Here is a 19,721-nt window from a genome sequence, read left to right as displayed (position 1 = left end):
CCCTCGCGGACCGGGCATCCGAACGCGTGCGCCCCTTTCCGTGCGATCACCTTGCCTTTTCCGCGTTTTGTTTAGTATTTTTAGTAACGTCGTTTTCGCAGATTAGCGCGTAAAAACCCGTTATTTCCGGGTATTCCCCGGTTATCCGGCCCGAATTTGGCTCGGCGTTTTACTATACAATCGCCGTCACCCTAAACAAACCGGACCCGAACGATGGGCACCACCATTCGCGACGTAGCGCGGGCGGCAGAGGTCTCGATCGGCACCGTCTCCCGCGCGCTGAAAAACCAGCCGGGCCTGTCGGAAGCCACGCGGGCGCGCATCGTCGAGATCGCGCAGCAGCTCGGCTACGACCCGGCCCAGTTGCGCCCGCGCATCCGCCGGCTCACCTTCCTGCTGCACCGCCAGCACAACCGCTTTCCCGCGAGCCCGTTCTTCTCGCACGTGCTGCACGGCGTCGAGGACGCGTGCCGCGAGCGCGGCATCGTGCCGACGCTGCTCACGGTCGGCCCCAACGACGACGTGCTGCGCCAGATGCGCCCGCATGCGCCCGACGCGATCGCGGTGGCCGGCTTCATCGAGCCCGAGACGATCGAGGCGCTCGCCGCGACCGGCCGGCCGCTCGTGCTGATCGACCTGTGGGCGCCCGGCCTGCGCTCGGTGAACATCGACAACGCGACGGGCGCGGCGCTCGCGATGCGCCACCTGCTCGCCATCGGCCGCTCGCGGATCGCGTTCATCGGCGGCTCGGCCGCGCACTTCAGCATCGCGCAGCGCGCGATCGGCTATCGCCGCGCGTTCTTCGAGGCCGGGCGGCTGTTCGATCCCGCATACGAAGTGACGATCGACGCCGGGCTCGACCCCGACACCGGCGCCGCGCGCGCGATGCAGCAGCTGCTCGACGCGCCCGGCCCGCGCCCGGACGCCGTGTTCGCGTACAACGACGCCGCCGCGCTGGCCGCGCAGCGCGTGTGCATCGCGCGCGGCGTGCGGATTCCGGAAGACATCGCGATCGTCGGCTTCGACGACATCCCGGCCGCCGCGCACGCGAATCCGCCGCTCACGACGCTCGCCGTCGACAAGGAAGCGCTCGGCCGCCGCGGCGTCGAACTGCTGCTCGCCGAATCGCCCGAGCGCACCGAGATCTCCCTGCCCGTCGAACTGATCGTACGGGCCAGCAGCCAGCCCGCCGGCTCACCGGCACTCGATACCGCCACGGTCACCGAATCATGAACATGCCCCCGGTCCAATCCCGCACGGCCGCGCCGGCCGCCCACGCGCAAGCGGCACCGTTCGTCGCGAGCTTCCGCGATCCGTCGTTCCTGCTGTCGCACATCGAGGACACGCTGCGCTTCTACGCGCAGAACGCGTTCGACCCGACGGGCGGCTTCTACCATTACTTCCGCGACGACGGCAGCATCTACAACCGCACGTCGCGGCACCTGGTCAGCAGCTGCCGGTTCGTCTTCAACTACGCGATGGCGTACCGGCATTTCGGCGATCCGCGCCACCTCGACTACGCCCGCCACGGGCTGCGCTTCCTGCGCGACGCGCACTGGGACGAAGCGCTGCAGGGCTACGACTGGGAACTCGACTGGCGCGACGGCACGAAACGCGCGACGCTCGACGGCACGCGCCACTGCTACGGGCTCGCGTTCGTGCTGCTGGCCGCCGCGCACGCGACGATGGCCGGCATCGACGAAGCGCGCGCGCTGATCGCGTCGACCTACGAGCTCGCCGAGCACCGCTTCTGGGACGCGGCCGCCGGCCTCTACGCGGACGACGCGACGCCGAACTGGAACGTGTCGTCGTACCGCGGCCAGAACGCGAACATGCACATGACGGAAGCGCTGCTCGCGGCATACGAGGCGACCGGCCATCTCACCTATCTCGATCGCGCGGAAAAACTCGCGACCCACATCACGCAGCGCCAGGCTTCGCTGTCGGGCGGCCTCGTGTGGGAGCACTACCATGCGGACTGGTCGGTCGACTGGGACTACAACAAGGAAGACAGCTCGAACATCTTCCGTCCGTGGGGCTTCCAGCCCGGGCACCAGACCGAATGGGCGAAGCTGCTGCTGATCCTGGAGCGGCACCGCCCGCTCGACTGGCTCGTGCCGCGCGCGGCCGAGCTGTTCGACGCGGCGCTCACACATGCGTGGGATGCCGATCACGGCGGCCTCTGCTACGGCTTCGGCCCCGACTTCACGATCTGCGACCACAACAAGTATTTCTGGGTGCAGGCGGAAACCTTCGCGGCGGCCGCGATGCTCGGCGCGCGCACCGGCAGCGAGCGCTTCTGGGACTGGTACGACGAGATCTGGCGCTACAGCTGGGCACATTTCGTCGATCACCGCTACGGAGCGTGGTACCGGATCCTCACCTGCGACAACCGCAAGTACAGCGACGAGAAAAGCCCGGCCGGCAAGACCGACTATCACACGATGGGCGCATGCTACGACGTGCTCGCGACCCTCGCGCGCGCGGCGCGCAGCGAGCCGACGCAATGAGCGGCGGCACCTTTCCGGCTTTCGTGTCGGCGGGCGACATCCTGACCGACATGGTGCGCGCGGGCGACGCGCAGTGGACCTCGGTGCCGGGCGGCGCCGGCTGGAACGTCGCGCGCGCGGTCGCGCGGCTCGGCGTGCCGAGCGCGCTCGCGGGCGCGATCGGCGAAGACTGCTTCTCCGACGTGCTGTGGCGCACCAGCGAGGCGGCCGGGCTCGACCTGCGCTTCCTGCAGCGCGTGCCGCGTGCGCCGCTGCTCGCGATCGTCCACGAGACGCGGCCGCCCGCGTACTTCTTCATCGGCGAAGCGAGCGCGGATCTCGCGTTCGACCCGGCGCGGCTGCCGACCGGCTGGGCCGCACACGTGAAGTGGGCGCACTTCGGCTGCATCAGCCTCGTGCGCGAACCGCTCGCGGGCACGCTCGTCGCGCTCGCGGCGGAGCTGCACGCGCGCGGCGTGAAGATCAGCTTCGATCCGAACTACCGGAACCTGATGACGGCCGCGTACCGGCCGACGCTCGAGAAGATGGCCGCACTCGCCGACCTGATCAAGGTGTCCGACGAGGACCTGCGCCACCTGTTCGGCGGCGACGGCCCGGATGCGGTCGACGCGGTGCGCGCGCTGAATCCGCGCGCGGCGGTGCTCGTCACGCGCGGCGCGCAGCCGGCGACGCTTTACGCGGACGGCGACGTGCTCGAAGCCAGTCCGCCGCGCGTGGAGGTGGTCGATACCGTCGGCGCGGGCGACGCGTCGATCGGCGGCATGCTGTTCAGCCTGATGGCCGCGCCGCAGCGGTCGTGGCGCGAGCATCTCGCGTTCGCGCTCGCGGCGGGCGCCGCCGCGTGCCGGCATACGGGCGCGCATGCGCCGACGCTCGACGAGGTGGTCGCGCTGCTCGAACGGTGACGGGACAATGACGGCGCGCTGATCGGTCGCCGATTAGCGGCGCTGTACATGCTGCGCCGCAGTGCTACGATGAAGTGTCCTATTGCGGGAGAGGCACGATGGACACGAACACGTTCACGAAAGGCATCTACACGGCCAAGGCGCACACGCAGCACGCCGCCAACGGACAGTTCCAGGGTTACGTGATCCTCGCCCGGGACGACGGCGACGAGACGGAAAACATGCGCTACGACGTCCACACGACGAGTCCGAGCGAGGAAGAGGCGTTCAACGAAGCGAAGGCGCTCGCGCACCGGATCCTCGGCGAAATCGAGCTGTGACGCGCGAACCGTGACGCGCCGAACCCTCACACGCGCGCCGCGGCGCGGTCACGGCGCGCCGCCGCATTCGGCGCGGCTCAGAGCAGCCGCGCCACCATCGACACCAGCATCGTCAGCACCAGCGTCGACATGAACGGGAACGGGTAGCGCCGCCCGCCGAGCGTCAGCGTGACGTCGCCCGGCATCCGCCCGATGCCGACCTTGCCGAGCCACGGCCAGCAGCGCGTCAGGATCATCACCGCGACGAACGACGCCATCAGCCAGCGCAGCATCCCGGGCGCCCCGTCAGAGCGCGTGCGAGCGGTCGCCGCGCGCGAATGCGTCGAGCGTGCCGTCGATCCCGCGCGAGAATGCGATCACCTTGAACAGCTCGCCCATCTCGGCTTCCGAGATCAGCTTCTGCACCGCGTTCGCGGCCGGCAGGAACTGGTGGATGTCGGACGGATCGATCGCGGCCAGCGCGTCGGTGATGCCCGCGTTCAACAGGAAACGCGCCTGCGACGTGTAGCCGAGGAGGTCCGCGCCGGTCGCGACGCCCGCGTCGTAGATGCCGGTGAATTCGACGTGCGCGGTGATGTCCTGCAGCCCCGGGTACAGGAACGCGTCGTCATGCGCGTGGTGGCGGTAGTGGCACATCAGCGTGCCGCGGTCGCGCTGCGGATGGTAGTACTCGTGCGCGGGGAACCCGTAGTCGACCAGCAGCACCGCGCCGCGCCCGAGCATCGTGCATACGGTACGCGTGAACGCCAGCGCGGCTTCGTGCGTCTCGGTCACGTAGCCGTCGTCGACGTCGAGCGTCGCGAGCACCGGCGGCAGGCCGGCCGCACCGGCGGGCCGGTCGTCGAACACGAACGCGTGCCGCGCGTCGAGCGCGACGCCGCGCTCGAGCCACGCGCCGTCCGCTTTCGCGAAGAGGCGCACCGGCATCGCGTCGAGCACCTCGTTGCCGACCACGACGCCGTCGAAGTGCTCGGGCAGCGCGTCGAGCCAGCGCACCTTCCCGGCGAGCGCCGGCGCGACCGCCGCGATCGTGTCGCGCTGGCGTTCGCGCAGCTCGCCGGACAGGTCGACGATCAGGTATTCGTCGAGTTCGACGCCGAGCGCATCGAGCGCCGCGAGCAGCCCGGCCGCGAGCTTGCCCGTGCCCGCGCCGAACTCCATCACACGGCGCGTGCCGCTTGCCGCCAGCGCTTGCCCGACGGGATTCGCGAGCGTCTGCGCGAACAGCGGCGACAGCTCGGGGGCCGTCACGAAGTCGCTGCCGTCGTCGGCGCGGCGGCCGAACTTGCGCGCGCCGCCGCTGTAATAGCCGAGGCCGGGCGCATACAGCGCGCGCTCCATGAAGCGGTCGAACGGCAGCCAGCCGCCAGCCGCCGCGATCTCGTCGCGCAGTTGCGCGGCAAGGGTTTCGGACTGCGCGAGCGCGTCAGGGCCGGGAGCAGGTAAACTAGCGGGTTCGTGAGCTTTCGGGTTCATCCCGGCATTGTAAATGACCGTTTCAGCCGATACGTCGACCCCGCGCATCGCGCTCGTCGCCGGCGCGCTGGGCAGCGCGGCCGACGCCGCGTCGCTCGGTCGTGCGCTCGCGACCGGATTCGCGCAGCGCGGCTGGGATGTCGCGCTGCAGCGCAGCCCCGGCGCGCCGCGCGCGGCCGCCGATGCGCTCGTCGCCGAAGTCGCCGCCCACGGCCGCCGTGCAGCCGTGCTCGACGCCGATCTGGCCCTGGAAACCGACGCGGCCGCGCTCGTCGCCGCGTGCGGCGCGGCGCTCGGCCGGCCCGCCTGCGCGGTGTTCGTGAGTGCCTGCGCCGGCACCGACGACGCGCACACCGTGGACGGCGCATCGCTCGCCGCTGCGCTCGCGCGCAACGTGACGGCGCCGCTCGCGCTGGCCCGGGCGCTTGCCGACGCGACGCCCGACGCCGCGCGCGACGACGAATCGCTGCGCGCGTGTGCGATCCACGTGCTGGATCAGGCCCTGTTTCACCCGGCACCGGCGCGGCTGTCGCATGCGCTGATGCAGGCCGCGCTGAACCGCGCGACCGCCGCGCTGGCGCTGGCCCTCGCGCCGAAAGTGCGCGTCGCGGCGCTCGTGCGCGGCCATGCGCCGCACGCGAACGACATCGCGGCGGCGGCCTGCTATCTCGCGAGCGCGCCCGGCGTCACGGGCGCGACGCTGACCGTCGACGGCGGCGAGCACCTGGTGCCGCACGCCGCCGGCCCGAATGAATGAACTGCGCGGACCGCGCGGCCTGATCGCCGCCGCCCGCGCCGCTTTGCGTGCGCGCACGCCAATTTGACTGGGACGACCATGTTTTCCGCTCTCCTGCACCCCCGCCTCGCGGACTGCCGCAGGCTCTACCTGCGCGACTACGAGGTGCACATCAACATCGGGGCCTTCGAACACGAGAAGCGCGGCGAGCAGCGCGTCGTCATCAACGTCGACCTGTTCGTGCCGCTCGCGCTGTCCACCCCCGTCGACGACCGGCTGCATGAAGTCGTCGACTACGACCTGATGAAGCAGAGCGTCGCGCAGTGCGTGGCGCGCGGCCACATCCACCTGCAGGAAACGCTGTGCGACGCGATCGCCGCGAACCTGCTGGCGCACGACGCCGTGCGCGCGGTACGCGTCTGTACCGAGAAACCGGACGCCTATCCGGACTGCGACGCCGTCGGCGTCGAAGTCTTTCGCATCAAGGACGAGGAGCGCGCATGAACGCCCCCCACATGAACGACACGGCGGCCGACGGCGCCGCCATCGAAGCCACCGCCGCCGACACCGGCCGCCGCGCGCTGACGCGCCGCGAGCAGAAGGAAGCGTACGAGAACAACAAGCTGTTCAAGCGGATCGTGCGCCAGGTCGGCCAGGCGATCGGCGACTACAACATGATCGAGCAGGGCGACAAGGTGATGGTGTGCCTGTCGGGCGGCAAGGACAGCTACGCGATGCTCGACGTGCTGCTGCGCCTGCGCGAGCGCGCGCCGATCGACTTCGACATCGTCGCGGTCAACCTCGACCAGAAGCAGCCGGGCTTCCCCGAGCACGTGCTGCCCGAATACCTGACGCAGGTCGGCGTGCCGTTCCACATCGAGAACCAGGACACCTACAGCATCGTCAAGCGGCTCGTGCCCGAAGGCAAGACGACCTGCTCGCTGTGCTCGCGGCTGCGCCGCGGGATCCTGTACCGCGTGGCCGGCGAGCTCGGCGCGACCAAGATCGCGCTCGGCCACCACCGCGACGACATCCTGCAGACGCTGCTGCTCAACATGTTCTACGGCGGCAAGCTGAAGGGAATGCCGCCGAAGCTGCAGTCGGACGACGGCAGGAACGTCGTGATCCGCCCGCTCGCTTACGTGAAGGAAACCGATCTCGAGAAATACGCCGAGCTGCGCGAATTCCCGATCATCCCGTGCAACCTGTGCGGCAGCCAGCCGAACCTGAAGCGCGCGGAAATGAAGGCGCTGATCCGCGAATGGGACAAGCGCTTCCCGGGCCGCGTCGACAACATGTTCAGCGCGCTCGCGAACGTCGTGCCGTCGCACCTGATGGATACGACCCAGTTCCCGTTCGCGTCGCTGCGCGCGACCGGCGAGGCCGATCCGCAGGGCGACATCGCGTTCGACGAGGAGCCGTGCGCGTCCGGCGACGAGGCCGCCGCGCCGGGCTCGGCGAAACCGATCTCGATCGTCCAGTTCGACGACTTGTAAGCAGGGTCCGAACACCCGCCGGAACCGGGGCCGCGGCCTCGTTCCGGCGCTGTCGCCCCGCCGCGACAGGCCCGGAACGACGGGGGCCGCATGCTAAAATGGACGGCTTCGAACTCCTCTGACAAGCTGGCGCCATGAATATCGTGATTTTGGCGGCAGGCACCGGCAAGCGCATGCGTTCCGCGCTGCCGAAAGTGCTCCATCCCCTGGCCGGCAGGCCGCTCCTCTCCCACGTCATCGCCACCGCGCGCACGCTGCAGCCGTCGCGGCTCGTCGTCATCGTCGGTCACGGCGCCGAGCAGGTCCAGGCCGCCGTCGCCGCGCCCGACGTCCAGTTCGCGGTGCAGGCCGAGCAGCTCGGCACCGGCCACGCGGTACGCCAGGCGCTGCCGCTGCTCGATCCCGCGCAACCGACGCTGGTTTTGTACGGCGACGTGCCGCTCACGCGCGCGTCGACGCTGCGGCGTCTCGTCGACGCCGCGCGCGAAGGCCGCTACGGAATTCTGACCGTCACGCTCGACGACCCGACCGGCTACGGCCGCATCGTGCGCGACGCGTCCGGCTTCGTCACGCGCATCGTCGAGCAGAAGGACGCGTCGCCCGAGCAACTGAGGATCGCCGAGATCAACACCGGCATCATCGTCACGCCCACGGCGCAACTGTCGATGTGGCTCGGCGCGCTGAAGAACGAGAACGCGCAGGGCGAGTACTACCTGACCGACGTCGTCGAGCTCGCGATCGAGGCCGGCTTCGAGATCGTCACGGCGCAGCCCGACGAGGAATGGGAAACGCTCGGCGTGAACAGCAAGGCGCAGCTCGCGGAGCTCGAGCGCATCCATCAGCGCAACGTCGCCGATGCGCTGCTCGTCGACGGCGTCACGCTCGCCGATCCGGCGCGGCTCGACGTGCGCGGCACGCTGCGCTGCGGCCGCGACGTGTCGATCGACGTGAACTGCGTGTTCGAAGGCAACGTGACGCTCGCCGACAACGTGACGATCGGCGCGAACTGCGTGATCCGCAACGCGTCGATCGGCGCGGGCACGCGCATCGACGCGTTCACGCACATCGACGGCGCCGAGCTCGGCGCGAACACCGTGATCGGCCCGTACGCGCGGCTGCGTCCGGGCGCGCAGCTCGCGGACGAAGCGCACGTCGGCAACTTCGTCGAGGTGAAGAATGCGGTGATCGGCCACGGCTCGAAGGCGAACCACCTCACCTACATCGGCGACGCCGACATCGGCGCGCGCGTGAACATCGGCGCGGGCACGATCACCTGCAACTACGACGGCGCGAACAAGTTCCGCACCGTGATCGAGGACGACGTGTTCGTCGGCTCCGACACGCAGCTCGTCGCGCCGGTGCGCGTCGGCCGCGGCGTGACGATCGCGGCCGGCACGACGATCTGGAAGGACGTCGCCGAAGGCGTCCTCGCATTGAACGAGAAGACGCAGACCGCGAAGAGCGGCTACGTCCGCCCGGTCAAGAAGAAGAGCTGAACCTTTAGCGGGCGCCCGGACGGCGCCCGCGTCGACTTACAGGATTGACCATTCATGTGCGGCATTGTCGGCGCAGTTGCGCAGCGTAATATCGTTCCGGTGCTGATCGAAGGATTGCGGCGCCTCGAATACCGTGGCTACGATTCGTGCGGCGTCGCCGTGCTCGAGCCGGGCGCGCCGAAGCGCGCGCGCAGCGTCGCGCGCGTCGCCGATCTCGACGCGCAGGTGCAGGAATCGCATCTCGAAGGCACGACCGGCGTCGCGCACACGCGCTGGGCGACGCACGGCGCGCCCGTCACGCACAACGCACACCCGATCTTCTCGTCGAACGCGCTCGCGCTGGTGCACAACGGCATCATCGAGAACTTCGAGACGCTGCGCGAAGCACTGCGCGCGAAGGGCTACGAGTTCGTGTCGCAGACCGACACCGAAGTCATCGCGCACCTCGTGCACAGCCTGTATCGCGGCGACCTGTTCGCGGCCGTGCGCGAAGCCGTGCAGCAGCTGCACGGCGCGTATGCGATCGCGGTGACGCACAAGGACCAGCCGCACACCGTCGTCGGTGCGCGCCAGGGTTCGCCGCTCGTCGTCGGCCACGGCGACGGCGAGAACTTCCTCGCATCCGACGCACTGGCGCTGGCCGGCAGCACCGACCGCTTCACGTTCCTCGAGGAAGGCGACGTGTGCGAACTGTCGCTCGACGGCGTGAAGATCGTCGATCGCCACGGCGCGCTCGCGCAGCGCGAGATCCGCGTGGTCAGCGCATACGGCGGCGCGGTCGAGCTGGGCCCGTACCGCCACTTCATGCAGAAGGAAATCTTCGAGCAGCCGCGCGCGATCGGCGACACGGTGCCGCAAACCGAAGCGTTCGACGCGACGCTGTTCGGCGAGGCGGCCCCCGCCGCGTTCGCGAACATCGACAGCCTGCTGATCCTCGCGTGCGGCACGAGCTACTACTCGGGCCTCACCGCGAAGTACTGGCTCGAATCGATCGCGAAGATCCCGACCCAGGTCGAGATCGCGAGCGAATACCGCTACCGCGAGTCGGTGCCGAACCCGCGCCAGCTCGTGCTGGTGATTTCGCAGTCGGGCGAGACGGCCGACACGCTCGCCGCGCTCAAGCACGCGCAGTCGCTCGGCCACACGCATACGCTCGCGGTGTGCAACGTCGCGACGAGCGCGATGGTGCGCCTCACCGAGATGCAGTTCCTGACGCACGCGGGCACCGAGATCGGCGTCGCGTCGACCAAGGCGTTCACGACGCAGCTCGTCGCGCTGTTCGTGCTGGCCGCGACGCTCGGCAAGCTGCGCGGGCACGTCGACGCCGCGCAGGAAGCGCAATTCCTGAAGGAGCTGCGCCACCTGCCGGCCGCGCTGAACAGCGTGCTCGCGCTCGAGCCGCAGATCATCGCGTGGTCGGAGGAATTCGCACGCAAGGAAAACGCGCTGTTCCTCGGCCGCGGGCTGCACTACCCGATCGCGCTCGAAGGCGCGCTGAAGCTGAAGGAAATCTCGTACATCCACGCCGAAGCCTATCCGGCCGGCGAACTGAAGCACGGGCCGCTCGCGCTCGTCACCGAAGCGATGCCGGTCGTGACGGTCGCGCCGAACGACACGCTGCTCGAGAAGCTGAAGTCGAACATGCAGGAAGTGCGCGCACGCGGCGGCGAGCTGTACGTGTTCGCGGATGCCGACACGCAGATCGTCAACGACGACGGCCTGCACGTGATCCGGATGCCGGAACACTACGGGCAGCTGTCGCCGATCCTGCACGTCGTGCCGCTGCAGCTGCTCGCGTATCACACCGCATGCGCGCGCGGCACCGACGTCGACAAGCCGCGCAACCTCGCGAAGTCGGTGACGGTGGAATGACGCGTGCCTCCCGCGAGGGAGGCCAGCGGCCCGTCGGGGCTGAGTATCCGCGTGAAGCAGGCCATTCGGCCAGGTCAAAATATATACCACTTGGTGGTATATAATCCTGTGCTAACTTGACTGGCTCGACATGTCTGCTTCCGTACGACGCGTATTCAAGACGAAGTGGTTTCACAAGGCAGCAGGAAAAGCGGGAATCGCCGATGGCGAACTGTGCCGCGCGGTGCGACAGCTGGCACGGGGCCAGGGCGTCGATCTCGGAGGCAACGTCTGGAAGAAGCGTCTGGACGGGAATCGCCAGCGCGGCATCGTGCTGGGCAAGGTCGGGCATACGTGGGTGTTCGTGTTCCTGTTCGCCAAGTGCGACCGCGACAACATCGACGCTCACGAACTGCGCGCCTTCAAAAAGCTCGCAGCGGATGTCGGTCGACGCACCGACGTCGACATCGCGACACTGGTCGCACTGAACGAGTGGGTGGAGATTTGCAATGGCTAAGAGCCGATTCAAGAGCGACGCGACGGAGGCGGTCCACAGCGCTGCGTCGGGTCTCTATCGCGCACGGCAGATCGACAAGAAGACAATGCGCGAATACGACGTCCTTTGCATCGAAGCGGCGCCGAAGTTCGATCCGGAAGCGATCGCACGCATCCGTAAGTCGGTCAATGTCAGCCAGAGCGTGTTCGCGCTCTACCTGAACACGACGACGTCGACGATTCGCCAATGGGAACAGGGCGACAAGCGGCCGAGCGGTATCGCCGCGCGCATGTTGCAGATCGTCGAGAAACACGGGCTCGAGGTATTTTCGTGAAACGTGCTCCCCGAGCACGGATGAGCGGCCGCCTTCTCACCGGGCACCGCAACGCGACGCGAGCCGCACGCAAGATGACGGAGAGACCATGGTAAGACTGTTTGGATGCGGATTGCTGGCGCTGAGCTTCGCGTCGACGGGCTGGGCGGCCGAGCACTACGTCGAAGTCTGGAACCCGCCCGAAGCGCGGTTGCCGGCGGCGCGTACGCCGGACGCCCGTACGCCGGCAGCGCGCCCGGGTGCCGACGCGCACGCGGGCGGCAAGACCGTGGAAAAGCACGCGAGCGTGCAGCCGAAGGCTGCGGTCAAGCCGCACAAGCGCCGCGTCGCACAAGCCGTGAAAACCGCGCCGCATCGACCGACCGCCGCGACGGTCGAAACACCGGCCGCACCGCGCCCGGTCGCGCAGCCCGCGCCGGGCCGGCTCACGGTGATGCAGCCGGCCATGCCCGATACGCCGCACGCACTCAAGTTCTCGGACATCCCGCGGCAATACACGCCGGACGGCAATGTGCTGCGTGTCGGCACGGGCAGCCGTTCCGCGGAGGTGACGCGATAATGGAAGCGCAGACCTATCACGGCTACCAGATCTGGGGCCATTCGATCCTGCAACAGGACGAAATCCTGCAGCCCGAACGCTTCGCGGCGAGCGGCACGATCACGCAGAACAATCGGCTCGTCGAAGCGTCGGGCGTGCTCGGCGTGTTCGACACCGAGGACGAAGCGCGCGAAGCGGGGCTCGAATGGGCCCGCGCATGGATCGACAACCATCGCTGAACGCGCCGCGCGGCTGCGCGCGCGCCATCATCAACGCAAGAAAAAAGGGGCGTCCATGACGCCCCTTTCTGCATTCGGCCCCAGCCCGCTCACGCAACGGGCCGCGGCGGCGGCACCACCGTCCGGGGCCGACCGACGAGCCGCGCCAGCACGACGATCGCGACCAGCGTGACGACGTACGCCGCGATCTGGATCCCCGCCGGACGCGCGGTGTAGCCGATCAGCGTATGCAGCGCCTTGCCGACGATGCTCGATTCCTTGAGCAGCCACGAGGTATCCCAGACCGCATCGCCCCACGACGGCACGAGGCCGGCGGCGAGCAGGAAGCCGACGCACTGGCTCGCCATCCCCGCCGCGAGCAGCACGATCAGCGCGTTGGTGACGGAGAACAGGCGCTTGAGCGGAATCTGCAGCAGGCCCGCATACATCGCGTAGCCGAGCCCTGCGCCGCCCAGCACGCCGAGCAGCCCGCCGACGATCATCTGCGGCGTCTGCCCCGGATCGCCCGCCGCGATGCCGTACAGAAACAGCACGGCCTCGGAGCCCTCGCGCAGCACCGCGACACCGACGACGATCGCGAGCCCCGTCAGCGGCCGGCTGCCGGCCGCGACGGCCCTGCCGACCTCGCCCATGTGCAGCGCCATCTCGCGGCCGTGGCGGCTCATCCAGATGCAGTGCCACGCCAGCATCAGCGTCGCGACGAACATCACGCCGGCGTTGAAGACTTCCTGCCCCATGCCGGAGGCCCACTGCGAAATCACGTCGGCGAACGCGGCGATCAGGCCGGCGCCGATCACGCCGCCGACGAGCCCGCCGCCGACCCACCAGCCGCGCCTCGGCACGCCCTTCGTCGCGGCCATCACGATTGAAACCACCAGCGCGGCCTCGAGCACTTCACGAAAGACGATCAGGGCGGTAGACAGCATGGCGATATCCGCTTATTTGACGGTCAGGTGCGTTTTCGACTGCGCTTCGTGATACTCGTCGTGGAACTCGTAGGTGCCGGCCTTCAGCGGCCCGACCAGGATCTCGACCGACTTGCCGGCCGGCACGACCTTCTCTGCCTTGAAATCGTCGCTTTCGAATTCCGCGGGCGTCGCGTCGAGGTTCTTCACGACGAACTTCACCTTCTTGCCGGCCGGAATCGTCACGCCGTCGGGCGAAAACTTGTGGTCCTTCAGGGTCAGGTTGACGACGTCGTCGGCAGCGAATGCGGACGTTGCCGATGCGCCCAGCAGGGCCAGTGCGAAACCGAAAGCGAAGCGATTCATACGGGTAACGAAATGAAATATCGAGGGGAACCGATAGTAAGATCGATTCGCATTTCCCTCTTCAAGTACCCTTACTGGTGGCATGGACATCGTGCATCACCGACATGACATGCACCTTGTCGCGCAAGGCTCCGCCAGATTTCGCCGACAATACCCGAGCGTCAATCGGGAAAAATTCGGACTGACGCACACGGGCGGATTGCGATTCGTCTGACTTCAGTTTTACAAATTGCTTATGCGGCACCGAACGCATCGAAGGGGCTTGACCTTCCCACCATGGCAAGCTTCATGCTGCTCATGTTTCTCAATCGCCCATCCACCCAGGAGAACACGATGGAATTCGAAGTCCAGGACATGACCTGCGGCGGCTGCGCCAATGCCATCACGCGCGCCGTGACGGCAGCGGACCCCGCCGCGAAGCTCGACATCGACGTGGCCGCGAAGACGGTCAAGGTCGAGTCGGCACAAGGCGCCGAACGCGTGCAGTCGATCATCGAAGCCGCGGGCTTCCACCCGGCACTGCGCTCGGCCTGACGCGCGCGGGCGCGGCGCCCGTCGGCACCGCGCCCCGCACACCGGCCGCGTCAGCGCAGCCGGATCAGCGTCGACTTCAGCTCGGTGTATTTCTCGAGCGCGTGCAGCGACTTGTCGCGGCCATTACCCGACTGCTTGTAGCCGCCGAACGGGAAGTTCATGTCGCCGCCTTCGTCGTAGCAGTTCACCCACACCGTGCCCGCCCGCAGCCGGCGCGACACGTCGTGCGCGGTCGTGAGGTTGGACGTCCACACGGCCGCCGCGAGCCCGTACTCGGTATCGTTCGCGATCCGCACGGCCTCGTCGACATCGTCGAACACGATCACCGACAGCACCGGGCCGAAGATCTCCTCGCGCGCGATCTTCGCGTCGGGCTTCACCTCGAACACCGTCGGCTCCACGTAGAAGCCGCCCGTCTCCTCCTTCACGCGCGCACCGCCCGTGACGAGCGTGCCCTCCTTGCGCCCGGCATCGATGTAGCCGAGCACGCGCTCGAGCTGGATCCCGTCGACGATCGCGCCCATCGATACCGACGGATCGAGCGGGTTGCCCGGCACGTACGCGCGCGCGGCCGCGACCAGCTTCTCGATGAACGCGTCCTTGATGTCGCGATGCACGAGCAGGCGCGAGCCGGCCGTGCACATCTCGCCCATGTTGTAGAAGATCGCGCCGGCCGCGGCCTGCGCGGCGCGGTCGAGGTCCGGACAATCCGGCAGCACGATGTTCGGCGACTTGCCGCCGAGTTCGAGCCACGCGCGCTTCAGGTTGGACTGCGCGGCGTACTGCATGATCAGCTTGCCGACCGCGGTGGAGCCGGTGAACGCGATGCAGTCGACATCGCGATGCAGCGCGAGCAGCTTGCCCGGTTCACCCGCGCCCGGCACGACGTTGAACACGCCTGCCGGGATGCCGGCTTCGTATGCGAGCTGCGCGACGCGGATCGCGGTCAGCGGCGATTTCTCCGACGGCTTCAGCACGACGCTGTTGCCGGCCGCGAGCGCCGGGCCGAACTTCCATGCGGCCATCAGGAGCGGGAAGTTCCACGGCACGACGGCCGCCACCACGCCGACCGGCTCGCGCGTGACGAGACCGACGAGATGATGGTCGGCCGGCGCGACTTCGCCGCCGACCTTGTCGATCGCTTCGGCGAACCACTCGACGCAATACGCGGCGCCCGGCACGTCGACCGTCGTGGTGTCGCCGATCGGCTTGCCCGCATCGAGCGTCTCGAGCAGCGACAGTTCGTCGAGATGCTCGCGCATCAGCGCGGCCCAACGCAGCAGCACGGCCTTGCGCGCGCGCGGGTTCAGTCCGGCCCATACGCCGGCGTCGAACGCGCGGCGCGCGGCCGCGACGGCGGCGTTCACGTCGGCCTCGCCGCAATCGGCCACCTTCGCGAGCACGCGGCCGTCGATCGGGCTCACGCAGTCGAACGTCCTGCCGCCGTGCGCGTCGCGCGACGCGCCGTCGATGAATGCGCGCCCGTCGATCGCGAGCGACGCCGCCTTGTCCTGCCAGTCAGCCAAAGTCAACTTGTTCATCAGGATGCCTCAATTGTCGTGGCATTCGCGCTGCGGCACGCCGCGCAACGGCAACGCTGCCGGCGGCGAATGCGGTGATGCGCGGTCAGAAGGTGGCCGGCGAATTCGCCGACACGACCTCGCAGAGCTGTTCCGCGCTGGGATTGCGAAAACGGTGCGGCAAACGGCTTTCGAAGTAGTAGCCGTCTCCGGGGTCGAGCAGCCACGTCGCGCCGTCGACGGTGAGCTCGAGCCGGCCCGACACGACCACGCCGCCCTCGTGCCCCGCGTGCACGAGCATCTCGGGCCCCGTGTCGGCGAGCGGCTGGTAGATCTCGCGCATGATGCACATGTTGCGGTCCTTCACGCCCGCGCCGACGAGATGAAACGCGAGCGCGTCGTTGCCGAGGTTCGGCATCTCGTCACGGCGCGATACGACCGAGCGCGATTCGACGAGTTCGAACGTGAAGAACTCCGCGAGACTCATCGGAATGCATTCGAGCAGTTTCTTCAGCGAGCCGACCGACGGGCTCACGCGCCCCTGTTCGATCAGCGAGATCGTGCCGTTGGTCACGCCGGCCCGCTTCGCGAGTTCGCGCTGCGACAGGCCATGCTTGTTGCGCACGAAACGCAGGCGCTCGGCGACTTCGGTGGACATCGATTCGGTTTCGGACACGATAGGAGTGCGGTGAAAAAGTGAAACGATGCGTTGAACGGCATTACGCAGCCGTTGAATATTCTAATCACTTTATGCCGCGCATCAGCGGGGAAAACCCTGAAAGGCGTTCGAAATAATGAACACCCCGCGAATCATTCCGTTTGCGAATCTTTTGTTCGGAGTGCCTCGGGAAAGCCCTGACATGAGACCGTCAAAAAACATTTGACGCCGTTTTTGGCTCGTATATGCTGGCTCTCAGGTCAGCGTCATTGGCCATTCATCGGCACCGAAAAACGTTATTGCAACGTAAAAATTGATGCCCATCGATGTAAATGACGCAGGCCCGGCACCTCGATTATTTTAAACGCCTCGCGCGCCGAAACGATCAGGTGTTCAATACTTTCAACAAACCAGTCGAGTGTAATCGTGAGAGTCCGTGGCCCTCTGGTGAGGTGGGATCGAGGCGATGTGCGAAGTTTGCGCAGCGCTGCTCCCGCTTCCGATGGCAGTTGCGGCTGGCATAGTCCTCGCCTGCTTCACCTGTCGATCTACACCATCCTGTCCCGTCGTTCCGTTCGCCGTCACAACGCCGTTTCCGCACGTGCGTTCGTGGCCGTCGATACAGACGAAGTCGCGTCGCTGCTGCCATAGCGCCTCTCCTCCTTTTCTCGTCGTTCGTTTCAATTGCCTGCTCGTTAGCCGCGCCGTCCGCGCGGTGACGGAACGCGTTCGCGCATCCATTGCCGCGTCGCGCAGCACAACGAAACGAACGACGGCCTGACCGTCGCGCGCAGCGCGGATCGCCATGCGAACCCGTTGCGCCCATTCACCAGCGGCCTTGCGCATTTCGCCAGGCTGCGGGGCCGTGTCGCGCCTGCATTTCGCGATTTTCCCGCGCAACGCACGTCATGGCCCTACGGACAACTGATTGACGTCATGGAAAGGAAACCCCTCGTCGGCATCACCGCCGACTTCACGCAAATCGGCGCACATGCGTCGCACACGGTCGGCGACAAGTACGTCGCGGCGATCGTCGACGGCGCGCACGCGCTCGCGATGGTGCTGCCCGCGCTCGGCGATCGCCAGTCGACCGACGACGTGCTCGCCACGGTCGACGGCCTGTTGTTTACCGGCAGCTATTCGAACGTCGAGCCGCACCTGTACGGCGGCGAGCCGAGCGCCCCCGGCACGAAGCACGATCCCGCGCGCGACGCGACGACGCTGCCGCTGCTGCGCGCGGCGATCGTCGCGGGCGTGCCCGTGCTGGCCGTATGCCGCGGCTTCCAGGAGCTGAACGTCGTCTGCGGCGGCACGCTGCATCAGCGCGTGCACGAAGTGCCCGGCCTCGCCGATCACCGCGAGGACGACGACGCGCCGATGGACACGCAATACGGCCCCGCGCACGTCGTGCGCCTGACGCCCGGCGGCGTGCTGCATACGCTCGCCGGCGGCCGCGACGACGTGCACGTGAACTCGCTGCACAAGCAGGGCATCGCGCAGCTCGGTTCCGGCCTCGCCGTCGAAGCCGTCGCGCCGGACGGCCTGATCGAGGCCGTCAGCGTCGTCGATGCACCGGCCTTCGCCCTCGCCGTGCAATGGCACCCGGAATGGCGGCATGCGCACGACCCGCTGTCGAGCGCGATCTTCCGCGCCTTCGGCGACGCCTGCCGCGCGCATCGCAACGCCCGCACGCGCGCCGCGGCCGCCGCCGCGCTCGCCTGAGCGCGCCGACCCACATAACGAGAACAGACATGCAAGACATCGAAGACTTTCTGAAGCAACACCGGATCACCGAGATCGAAGCGATCATTCCCGACATGGCCGGCATCGCGCGCGGCAAGATCACGCCGCGCAACAAGTTCACGTCCGGCGAATCGATGCGGCTGCCGCAGGCCGTGATGGTGCAGACCGTCACCGGCGACTATCCGGAAGACGGCTCGCTGACCGGCGTGACCGATCCCGACATGGTGTGCGTGCCCGACACGTCGACCATTCGCCTGATCCCGTGGGCCGTCGATCCGACCGCGCAGGTGATCCACGACTGCGTGCACTTCGACGGCTCGCCGGTCGAGATCTCGCCGCGCTACGTGCTGCGCCGCGTGCTCGATCTGTACAAGGCGAAGGGCTGGAAGCCGGTCGTCGCGCCGGAGCTCGAGTTCTACCTGGTCGACATGAACAAGGACCCGGACCTGCCGCTGCGTCCGCCGGTCGGCCGCACGGGCCGCCCCGAGACGGGCCGCCAGTCGTATTCGATCGAGGCGGTCAACGAGTTCGATCCGCTGTTCGAGGACATCTACGAATACTGCGAAGCGCAGAACCTCGACATCGACACGCTGATTCACGAGGTCGGCGCCGCGCAGATGGAAATCAACTTCATGCACGGCGACGCGCTGTCGCTCGCCGACCAGGTGTTCCTGTTCAAGCGCACGGTGCGCGAGGCCGCGCTGCGTCACAACATGTACGCGACGTTCATGGCCAAGCCGATGGAAAACGAGCCGGGTTCGGCGATGCACGTGCATCAGAGCATCGTCGACGAGGAAACGGGCCGGAACCTGTTCACGTCGCCGGAAACCGGCGGCGCGACGTCGATGTTCTACAACTACCTCGCGGGGCTGCAGAAATACACGCCCGCGCTGATGCCGATCTTCGCGCCGTACATCAACTCGTACCGCCGGCTGTCGCGCTTCATGGCCGCGCCGATCAACGTGCAGTGGGGCTACGACAACCGCACGGTCGGCTTCCGCATCCCGCACTCGGGCCCGGCCGCGCGCCGCATCGAGAACCGGATTCCGGGCGTCGACTGCAACCCGTATCTCGCGCTCGCGGCGACGCTCGCGGCCGGCTATCTCGGCATGACGCAGCGGCTGGAGCCGACCGAACCGCTCGTCAGCGACGGCTACGAACTGCCGTACCAACTGCCGCGCAACCTCGAGGAAGGGCTCACGCTGATGGCCGCGTGCGAGCCGCTCGGCGAGATTCTCGGCCACAAGTTCCTGAAGGCGTATTTCGCGCTGAAGGAAACCGAATACGAAGCGTTCTTCCGCGTGATCAGCTCGTGGGAACGCCGCCATCTGCTGCTGCACGTCTGAGCGTGCACACGACCGAATACGGAATCACGGAGGAAACATGACTTACCGCAACGAATCTGCCTGGATCCAGCCGGCCGCGCCGGCCGCCGCACCGCGCACGACGCAGGCGCGCTCGACCGCCGAATACCGCGCGCTCGACGCCGCGCACCACATTCACCCGTTCTCCGACATGGGCGCGCTCAACCGCGCGGGCAGCCGCGTGATCGTGAAGGCCGACGGCGTCTACCTGTGGGACTCGGACGGCAACAAGGT

Annotated in this window: 23 protein-coding genes and 1 pseudogene; 18 read left to right on the top strand and 6 right to left on the bottom strand. The window is 67.8% G+C overall.

Annotated features, from left to right (window positions below; genetic code table 11):
* Nucleotides 1–213 precede the first annotated feature (213 nt).
* The 4 genes from WS45_RS30825 to WS45_RS30810 all read left to right on the top strand — a co-directional run bounded on the left by WS45_RS30825 (nt 214) and on the right by WS45_RS30810 (nt 3,735).
* On the top strand, nt 214–1,233 hold the full coding sequence (locus tag WS45_RS30825; protein WP_059691382.1) for a LacI family DNA-binding transcriptional regulator: 1,020 nt from the start codon (nt 214–216) through the stop codon (nt 1,231–1,233).
* Nucleotides 1,230–2,510 carry an AGE family epimerase/isomerase gene (locus WS45_RS30820; RefSeq protein ID WP_059691381.1) on the top strand — a complete coding sequence of 427 codons (1,281 nt, stop codon included), beginning with the start codon at nt 1,230–1,232 and terminating at the stop codon, nt 2,508–2,510. Before WS45_RS30825 ends, WS45_RS30820 begins: the two co-directional genes overlap by 4 nt.
* Nucleotides 2,507–3,415, top strand: a complete 909-nt coding sequence (locus WS45_RS30815; RefSeq protein ID WP_059703231.1) for a carbohydrate kinase family protein — start codon at nt 2,507–2,509, stop codon at nt 3,413–3,415. Before WS45_RS30820 ends, WS45_RS30815 begins: the two co-directional genes overlap by 4 nt.
* A gap of 98 nt (nt 3,416–3,513) precedes the next feature.
* Nucleotides 3,514–3,735: a hypothetical protein gene (locus tag WS45_RS30810; protein ID WP_059523876.1), complete on the top strand. Its 222-nt coding sequence runs from the start codon at nt 3,514–3,516 to the stop codon at nt 3,733–3,735.
* Between the two features lie 77 nt (nt 3,736–3,812).
* On the opposite strand, the gene WS45_RS30805 is transcribed toward WS45_RS30810, so the two are convergent.
* Both WS45_RS30805 and WS45_RS30800 read right to left on the bottom strand, forming a co-directional pair.
* Nucleotides 3,813–4,007: a DUF2905 domain-containing protein gene (locus WS45_RS30805; protein WP_059523874.1), complete on the bottom strand. Its 195-nt coding sequence runs from the start codon at nt 4,005–4,007 to the stop codon at nt 3,813–3,815.
* A 13-nt stretch (nt 4,008–4,020) separates the two neighbouring features.
* On the bottom strand, nt 4,021–5,211 hold the full coding sequence (locus WS45_RS30800) for a class I SAM-dependent methyltransferase (RefSeq protein ID WP_059703229.1): 1,191 nt from the start codon (nt 5,209–5,211) through the stop codon (nt 4,021–4,023).
* A gap of 13 nt (nt 5,212–5,224) precedes the next feature.
* Between WS45_RS30800 and WS45_RS30795 the strand changes: the two genes are divergently transcribed.
* The 9 genes from WS45_RS30795 (at nt 5,225) to WS45_RS30755 (ending at nt 12,397) form a co-directional block, all read left to right on the top strand.
* Nucleotides 5,225–5,968 (top strand): SDR family oxidoreductase, encoded by a 744-nt coding sequence (locus WS45_RS30795; RefSeq protein ID WP_059691378.1) that lies wholly within the window; start codon nt 5,225–5,227, stop codon nt 5,966–5,968.
* Nucleotides 5,969–6,046: 78 nt separating this feature from the next.
* Complete coding sequence (locus WS45_RS30790) at nt 6,047–6,451, top strand: dihydroneopterin aldolase (RefSeq protein ID WP_059450683.1); 405 nt, start codon at nt 6,047–6,049, stop codon at nt 6,449–6,451.
* Nucleotides 6,448–7,443: a tRNA 2-thiocytidine(32) synthetase TtcA gene (gene ttcA / locus WS45_RS30785; RefSeq protein WP_059703227.1), complete on the top strand. Its 996-nt coding sequence runs from the start codon at nt 6,448–6,450 to the stop codon at nt 7,441–7,443. The genes WS45_RS30790 and ttcA overlap by 4 nt, the downstream gene beginning before the upstream one ends.
* A gap of 134 nt (nt 7,444–7,577) precedes the next feature.
* The gene (gene glmU, locus WS45_RS30780; RefSeq protein WP_059703225.1) at nt 7,578–8,939 is read left to right on the top strand and encodes a bifunctional UDP-N-acetylglucosamine diphosphorylase/glucosamine-1-phosphate N-acetyltransferase GlmU; all 1,362 of its coding nucleotides are present in this window, start codon (nt 7,578–7,580) and stop codon (nt 8,937–8,939) included.
* A 54-nt stretch (nt 8,940–8,993) separates the two neighbouring features.
* Nucleotides 8,994–10,811 (top strand): glutamine--fructose-6-phosphate transaminase (isomerizing), encoded by a 1,818-nt coding sequence (gene glmS, locus WS45_RS30775; protein WP_059523863.1) that lies wholly within the window; start codon nt 8,994–8,996, stop codon nt 10,809–10,811.
* 130 nt (nt 10,812–10,941) lie between these two features.
* Nucleotides 10,942–11,307, top strand: coding sequence for a type II toxin-antitoxin system RelE/ParE family toxin (locus WS45_RS30770; RefSeq protein ID WP_059523861.1), 366 nt, complete (start codon nt 10,942–10,944; stop codon nt 11,305–11,307).
* A complete protein-coding gene (locus WS45_RS30765; RefSeq protein ID WP_059523859.1) occupies nt 11,300–11,620 on the top strand; it encodes a helix-turn-helix domain-containing protein in 321 nt (106 codons plus the stop codon). Before WS45_RS30770 ends, WS45_RS30765 begins: the two co-directional genes overlap by 8 nt.
* An 88-nt stretch (nt 11,621–11,708) precedes the next feature.
* The gene (locus tag WS45_RS30760; RefSeq protein ID WP_059523857.1) at nt 11,709–12,179 is read left to right on the top strand and encodes a hypothetical protein; all 471 of its coding nucleotides are present in this window, start codon (nt 11,709–11,711) and stop codon (nt 12,177–12,179) included.
* The gene (locus WS45_RS30755) at nt 12,179–12,397 is read left to right on the top strand and encodes a hypothetical protein (protein WP_059450688.1); all 219 of its coding nucleotides are present in this window, start codon (nt 12,179–12,181) and stop codon (nt 12,395–12,397) included. The genes WS45_RS30760 and WS45_RS30755 overlap by 1 nt, the downstream gene beginning before the upstream one ends.
* A gap of 89 nt (nt 12,398–12,486) precedes the next feature.
* On the opposite strand, the gene WS45_RS30750 is transcribed toward WS45_RS30755, so the two are convergent.
* Both WS45_RS30750 and WS45_RS30745 read right to left on the bottom strand, forming a co-directional pair.
* Nucleotides 12,487–13,323 (bottom strand): FTR1 family iron permease, encoded by an 837-nt coding sequence (locus WS45_RS30750; RefSeq protein WP_059523855.1) that lies wholly within the window; start codon nt 13,321–13,323, stop codon nt 12,487–12,489.
* A gap of 12 nt (nt 13,324–13,335) precedes the next feature.
* A complete protein-coding gene (locus WS45_RS30745) occupies nt 13,336–13,668 on the bottom strand; it encodes a cupredoxin domain-containing protein (RefSeq protein WP_011353437.1) in 333 nt (110 codons plus the stop codon).
* Nucleotides 13,669–14,001: 333 nt separating this feature from the next.
* Here WS45_RS30745 and WS45_RS30740 point away from each other — a divergent pair, with 333 nt between their 5' ends.
* Nucleotides 14,002–14,202, top strand: a complete 201-nt coding sequence (locus WS45_RS30740) for a heavy-metal-associated domain-containing protein (protein WP_006754615.1) — start codon at nt 14,002–14,004, stop codon at nt 14,200–14,202.
* A gap of 50 nt (nt 14,203–14,252) precedes the next feature.
* Here the strand turns inward: WS45_RS30740 and WS45_RS30735 are convergent, their stop codons facing one another.
* Entirely contained in the window at nt 14,253–15,743 is a 1,491-nt protein-coding gene (locus WS45_RS30735) for an aldehyde dehydrogenase (protein WP_059703224.1), read from the bottom strand.
* A gap of 85 nt (nt 15,744–15,828) precedes the next feature.
* On the bottom strand, nt 15,829–16,380 hold the full coding sequence (locus tag WS45_RS30730; protein ID WP_014895828.1) for a cupin domain-containing protein: 552 nt from the start codon (nt 16,378–16,380) through the stop codon (nt 15,829–15,831).
* 468 nt (nt 16,381–16,848) lie between these two features.
* On the opposite strand from WS45_RS30730, the gene WS45_RS36345 reads away from it, so the two are divergent.
* The 4 genes and pseudogenes from WS45_RS36345 to WS45_RS30715 all read left to right on the top strand — a co-directional run.
* Nucleotides 16,849–17,031 (top strand): hypothetical protein, encoded by a 183-nt coding sequence (locus tag WS45_RS36345; protein ID WP_006402789.1) that lies wholly within the window; start codon nt 16,849–16,851, stop codon nt 17,029–17,031.
* A gap of 285 nt (nt 17,032–17,316) precedes the next feature.
* The gene (locus tag WS45_RS30725) at nt 17,317–18,102 is read left to right on the top strand and encodes a gamma-glutamyl-gamma-aminobutyrate hydrolase family protein (RefSeq protein ID WP_059691372.1); all 786 of its coding nucleotides are present in this window, start codon (nt 17,317–17,319) and stop codon (nt 18,100–18,102) included.
* A 29-nt stretch (nt 18,103–18,131) separates the two neighbouring features.
* On the top strand, nt 18,132–19,469 hold the full coding sequence (locus WS45_RS30720) for a glutamine synthetase family protein (protein WP_059691371.1): 1,338 nt from the start codon (nt 18,132–18,134) through the stop codon (nt 19,467–19,469).
* A gap of 37 nt (nt 19,470–19,506) precedes the next feature.
* Nucleotides 19,507–19,721 (top strand): annotated as a pseudogene (locus WS45_RS30715) (aspartate aminotransferase family protein); the annotation flags it as partial.

This window comes from Burkholderia sp. RF2-non_BP3 (assembly GCF_001522185.1).
In the GTDB taxonomy this organism is placed as follows: domain Bacteria; phylum Pseudomonadota; class Gammaproteobacteria; order Burkholderiales; family Burkholderiaceae; genus Burkholderia; species Burkholderia diffusa.
The sequence above is the reverse complement of the archived record's forward strand: the minus strand, read 5'-3'. Positions and strand labels throughout refer to the sequence as shown.

Coding starts and splice junctions, on each gene's coding strand:
- WS45_RS30815 (WP_059703231.1), top strand. CDS start 2,507: ATGAGCGGCGGCACCTTTCCGGCTTTCGTGTCGGCGGGCGACATCCTG.
- WS45_RS30805 (WP_059523874.1), bottom strand. CDS start 4,007: ATGCTGCGCTGGCTGATGGCGTCGTTCGTCGCGGTGATGATCCTGACG.
- WS45_RS30800 (WP_059703229.1), bottom strand. CDS start 5,211: ATGAACCCGAAAGCTCACGAACCCGCTAGTTTACCTGCTCCCGGCCCT.
- WS45_RS30740 (WP_006754615.1), top strand. CDS start 14,002: ATGGAATTCGAAGTCCAGGACATGACCTGCGGCGGCTGCGCCAATGCC.
- WS45_RS30795 (WP_059691378.1), top strand. CDS start 5,225: ATGACCGTTTCAGCCGATACGTCGACCCCGCGCATCGCGCTCGTCGCC.
- WS45_RS30735 (WP_059703224.1), bottom strand. CDS start 15,743: ATGAACAAGTTGACTTTGGCTGACTGGCAGGACAAGGCGGCGTCGCTC.
- glmU (WP_059703225.1), top strand. CDS start 7,578: ATGAATATCGTGATTTTGGCGGCAGGCACCGGCAAGCGCATGCGTTCC.
- WS45_RS30760 (WP_059523857.1), top strand. CDS start 11,709: ATGGTAAGACTGTTTGGATGCGGATTGCTGGCGCTGAGCTTCGCGTCG.
- WS45_RS30725 (WP_059691372.1), top strand. CDS start 17,317: ATGGAAAGGAAACCCCTCGTCGGCATCACCGCCGACTTCACGCAAATC.
- WS45_RS30750 (WP_059523855.1), bottom strand. CDS start 13,323: ATGCTGTCTACCGCCCTGATCGTCTTTCGTGAAGTGCTCGAGGCCGCG.
- WS45_RS30755 (WP_059450688.1), top strand. CDS start 12,179: ATGGAAGCGCAGACCTATCACGGCTACCAGATCTGGGGCCATTCGATC.
- WS45_RS30765 (WP_059523859.1), top strand. CDS start 11,300: ATGGCTAAGAGCCGATTCAAGAGCGACGCGACGGAGGCGGTCCACAGC.
- WS45_RS30810 (WP_059523876.1), top strand. CDS start 3,514: ATGGACACGAACACGTTCACGAAAGGCATCTACACGGCCAAGGCGCAC.
- WS45_RS30720 (WP_059691371.1), top strand. CDS start 18,132: ATGCAAGACATCGAAGACTTTCTGAAGCAACACCGGATCACCGAGATC.
- WS45_RS30745 (WP_011353437.1), bottom strand. CDS start 13,668: ATGAATCGCTTCGCTTTCGGTTTCGCACTGGCCCTGCTGGGCGCATCG.
- WS45_RS30770 (WP_059523861.1), top strand. CDS start 10,942: ATGTCTGCTTCCGTACGACGCGTATTCAAGACGAAGTGGTTTCACAAG.
- ttcA (WP_059703227.1), top strand. CDS start 6,448: ATGAACGCCCCCCACATGAACGACACGGCGGCCGACGGCGCCGCCATC.
- WS45_RS30820 (WP_059691381.1), top strand. CDS start 1,230: ATGAACATGCCCCCGGTCCAATCCCGCACGGCCGCGCCGGCCGCCCAC.
- WS45_RS30790 (WP_059450683.1), top strand. CDS start 6,047: ATGTTTTCCGCTCTCCTGCACCCCCGCCTCGCGGACTGCCGCAGGCTC.
- WS45_RS30730 (WP_014895828.1), bottom strand. CDS start 16,380: ATGTCCACCGAAGTCGCCGAGCGCCTGCGTTTCGTGCGCAACAAGCAT.
- WS45_RS30825 (WP_059691382.1), top strand. CDS start 214: ATGGGCACCACCATTCGCGACGTAGCGCGGGCGGCAGAGGTCTCGATC.
- glmS (WP_059523863.1), top strand. CDS start 8,994: ATGTGCGGCATTGTCGGCGCAGTTGCGCAGCGTAATATCGTTCCGGTG.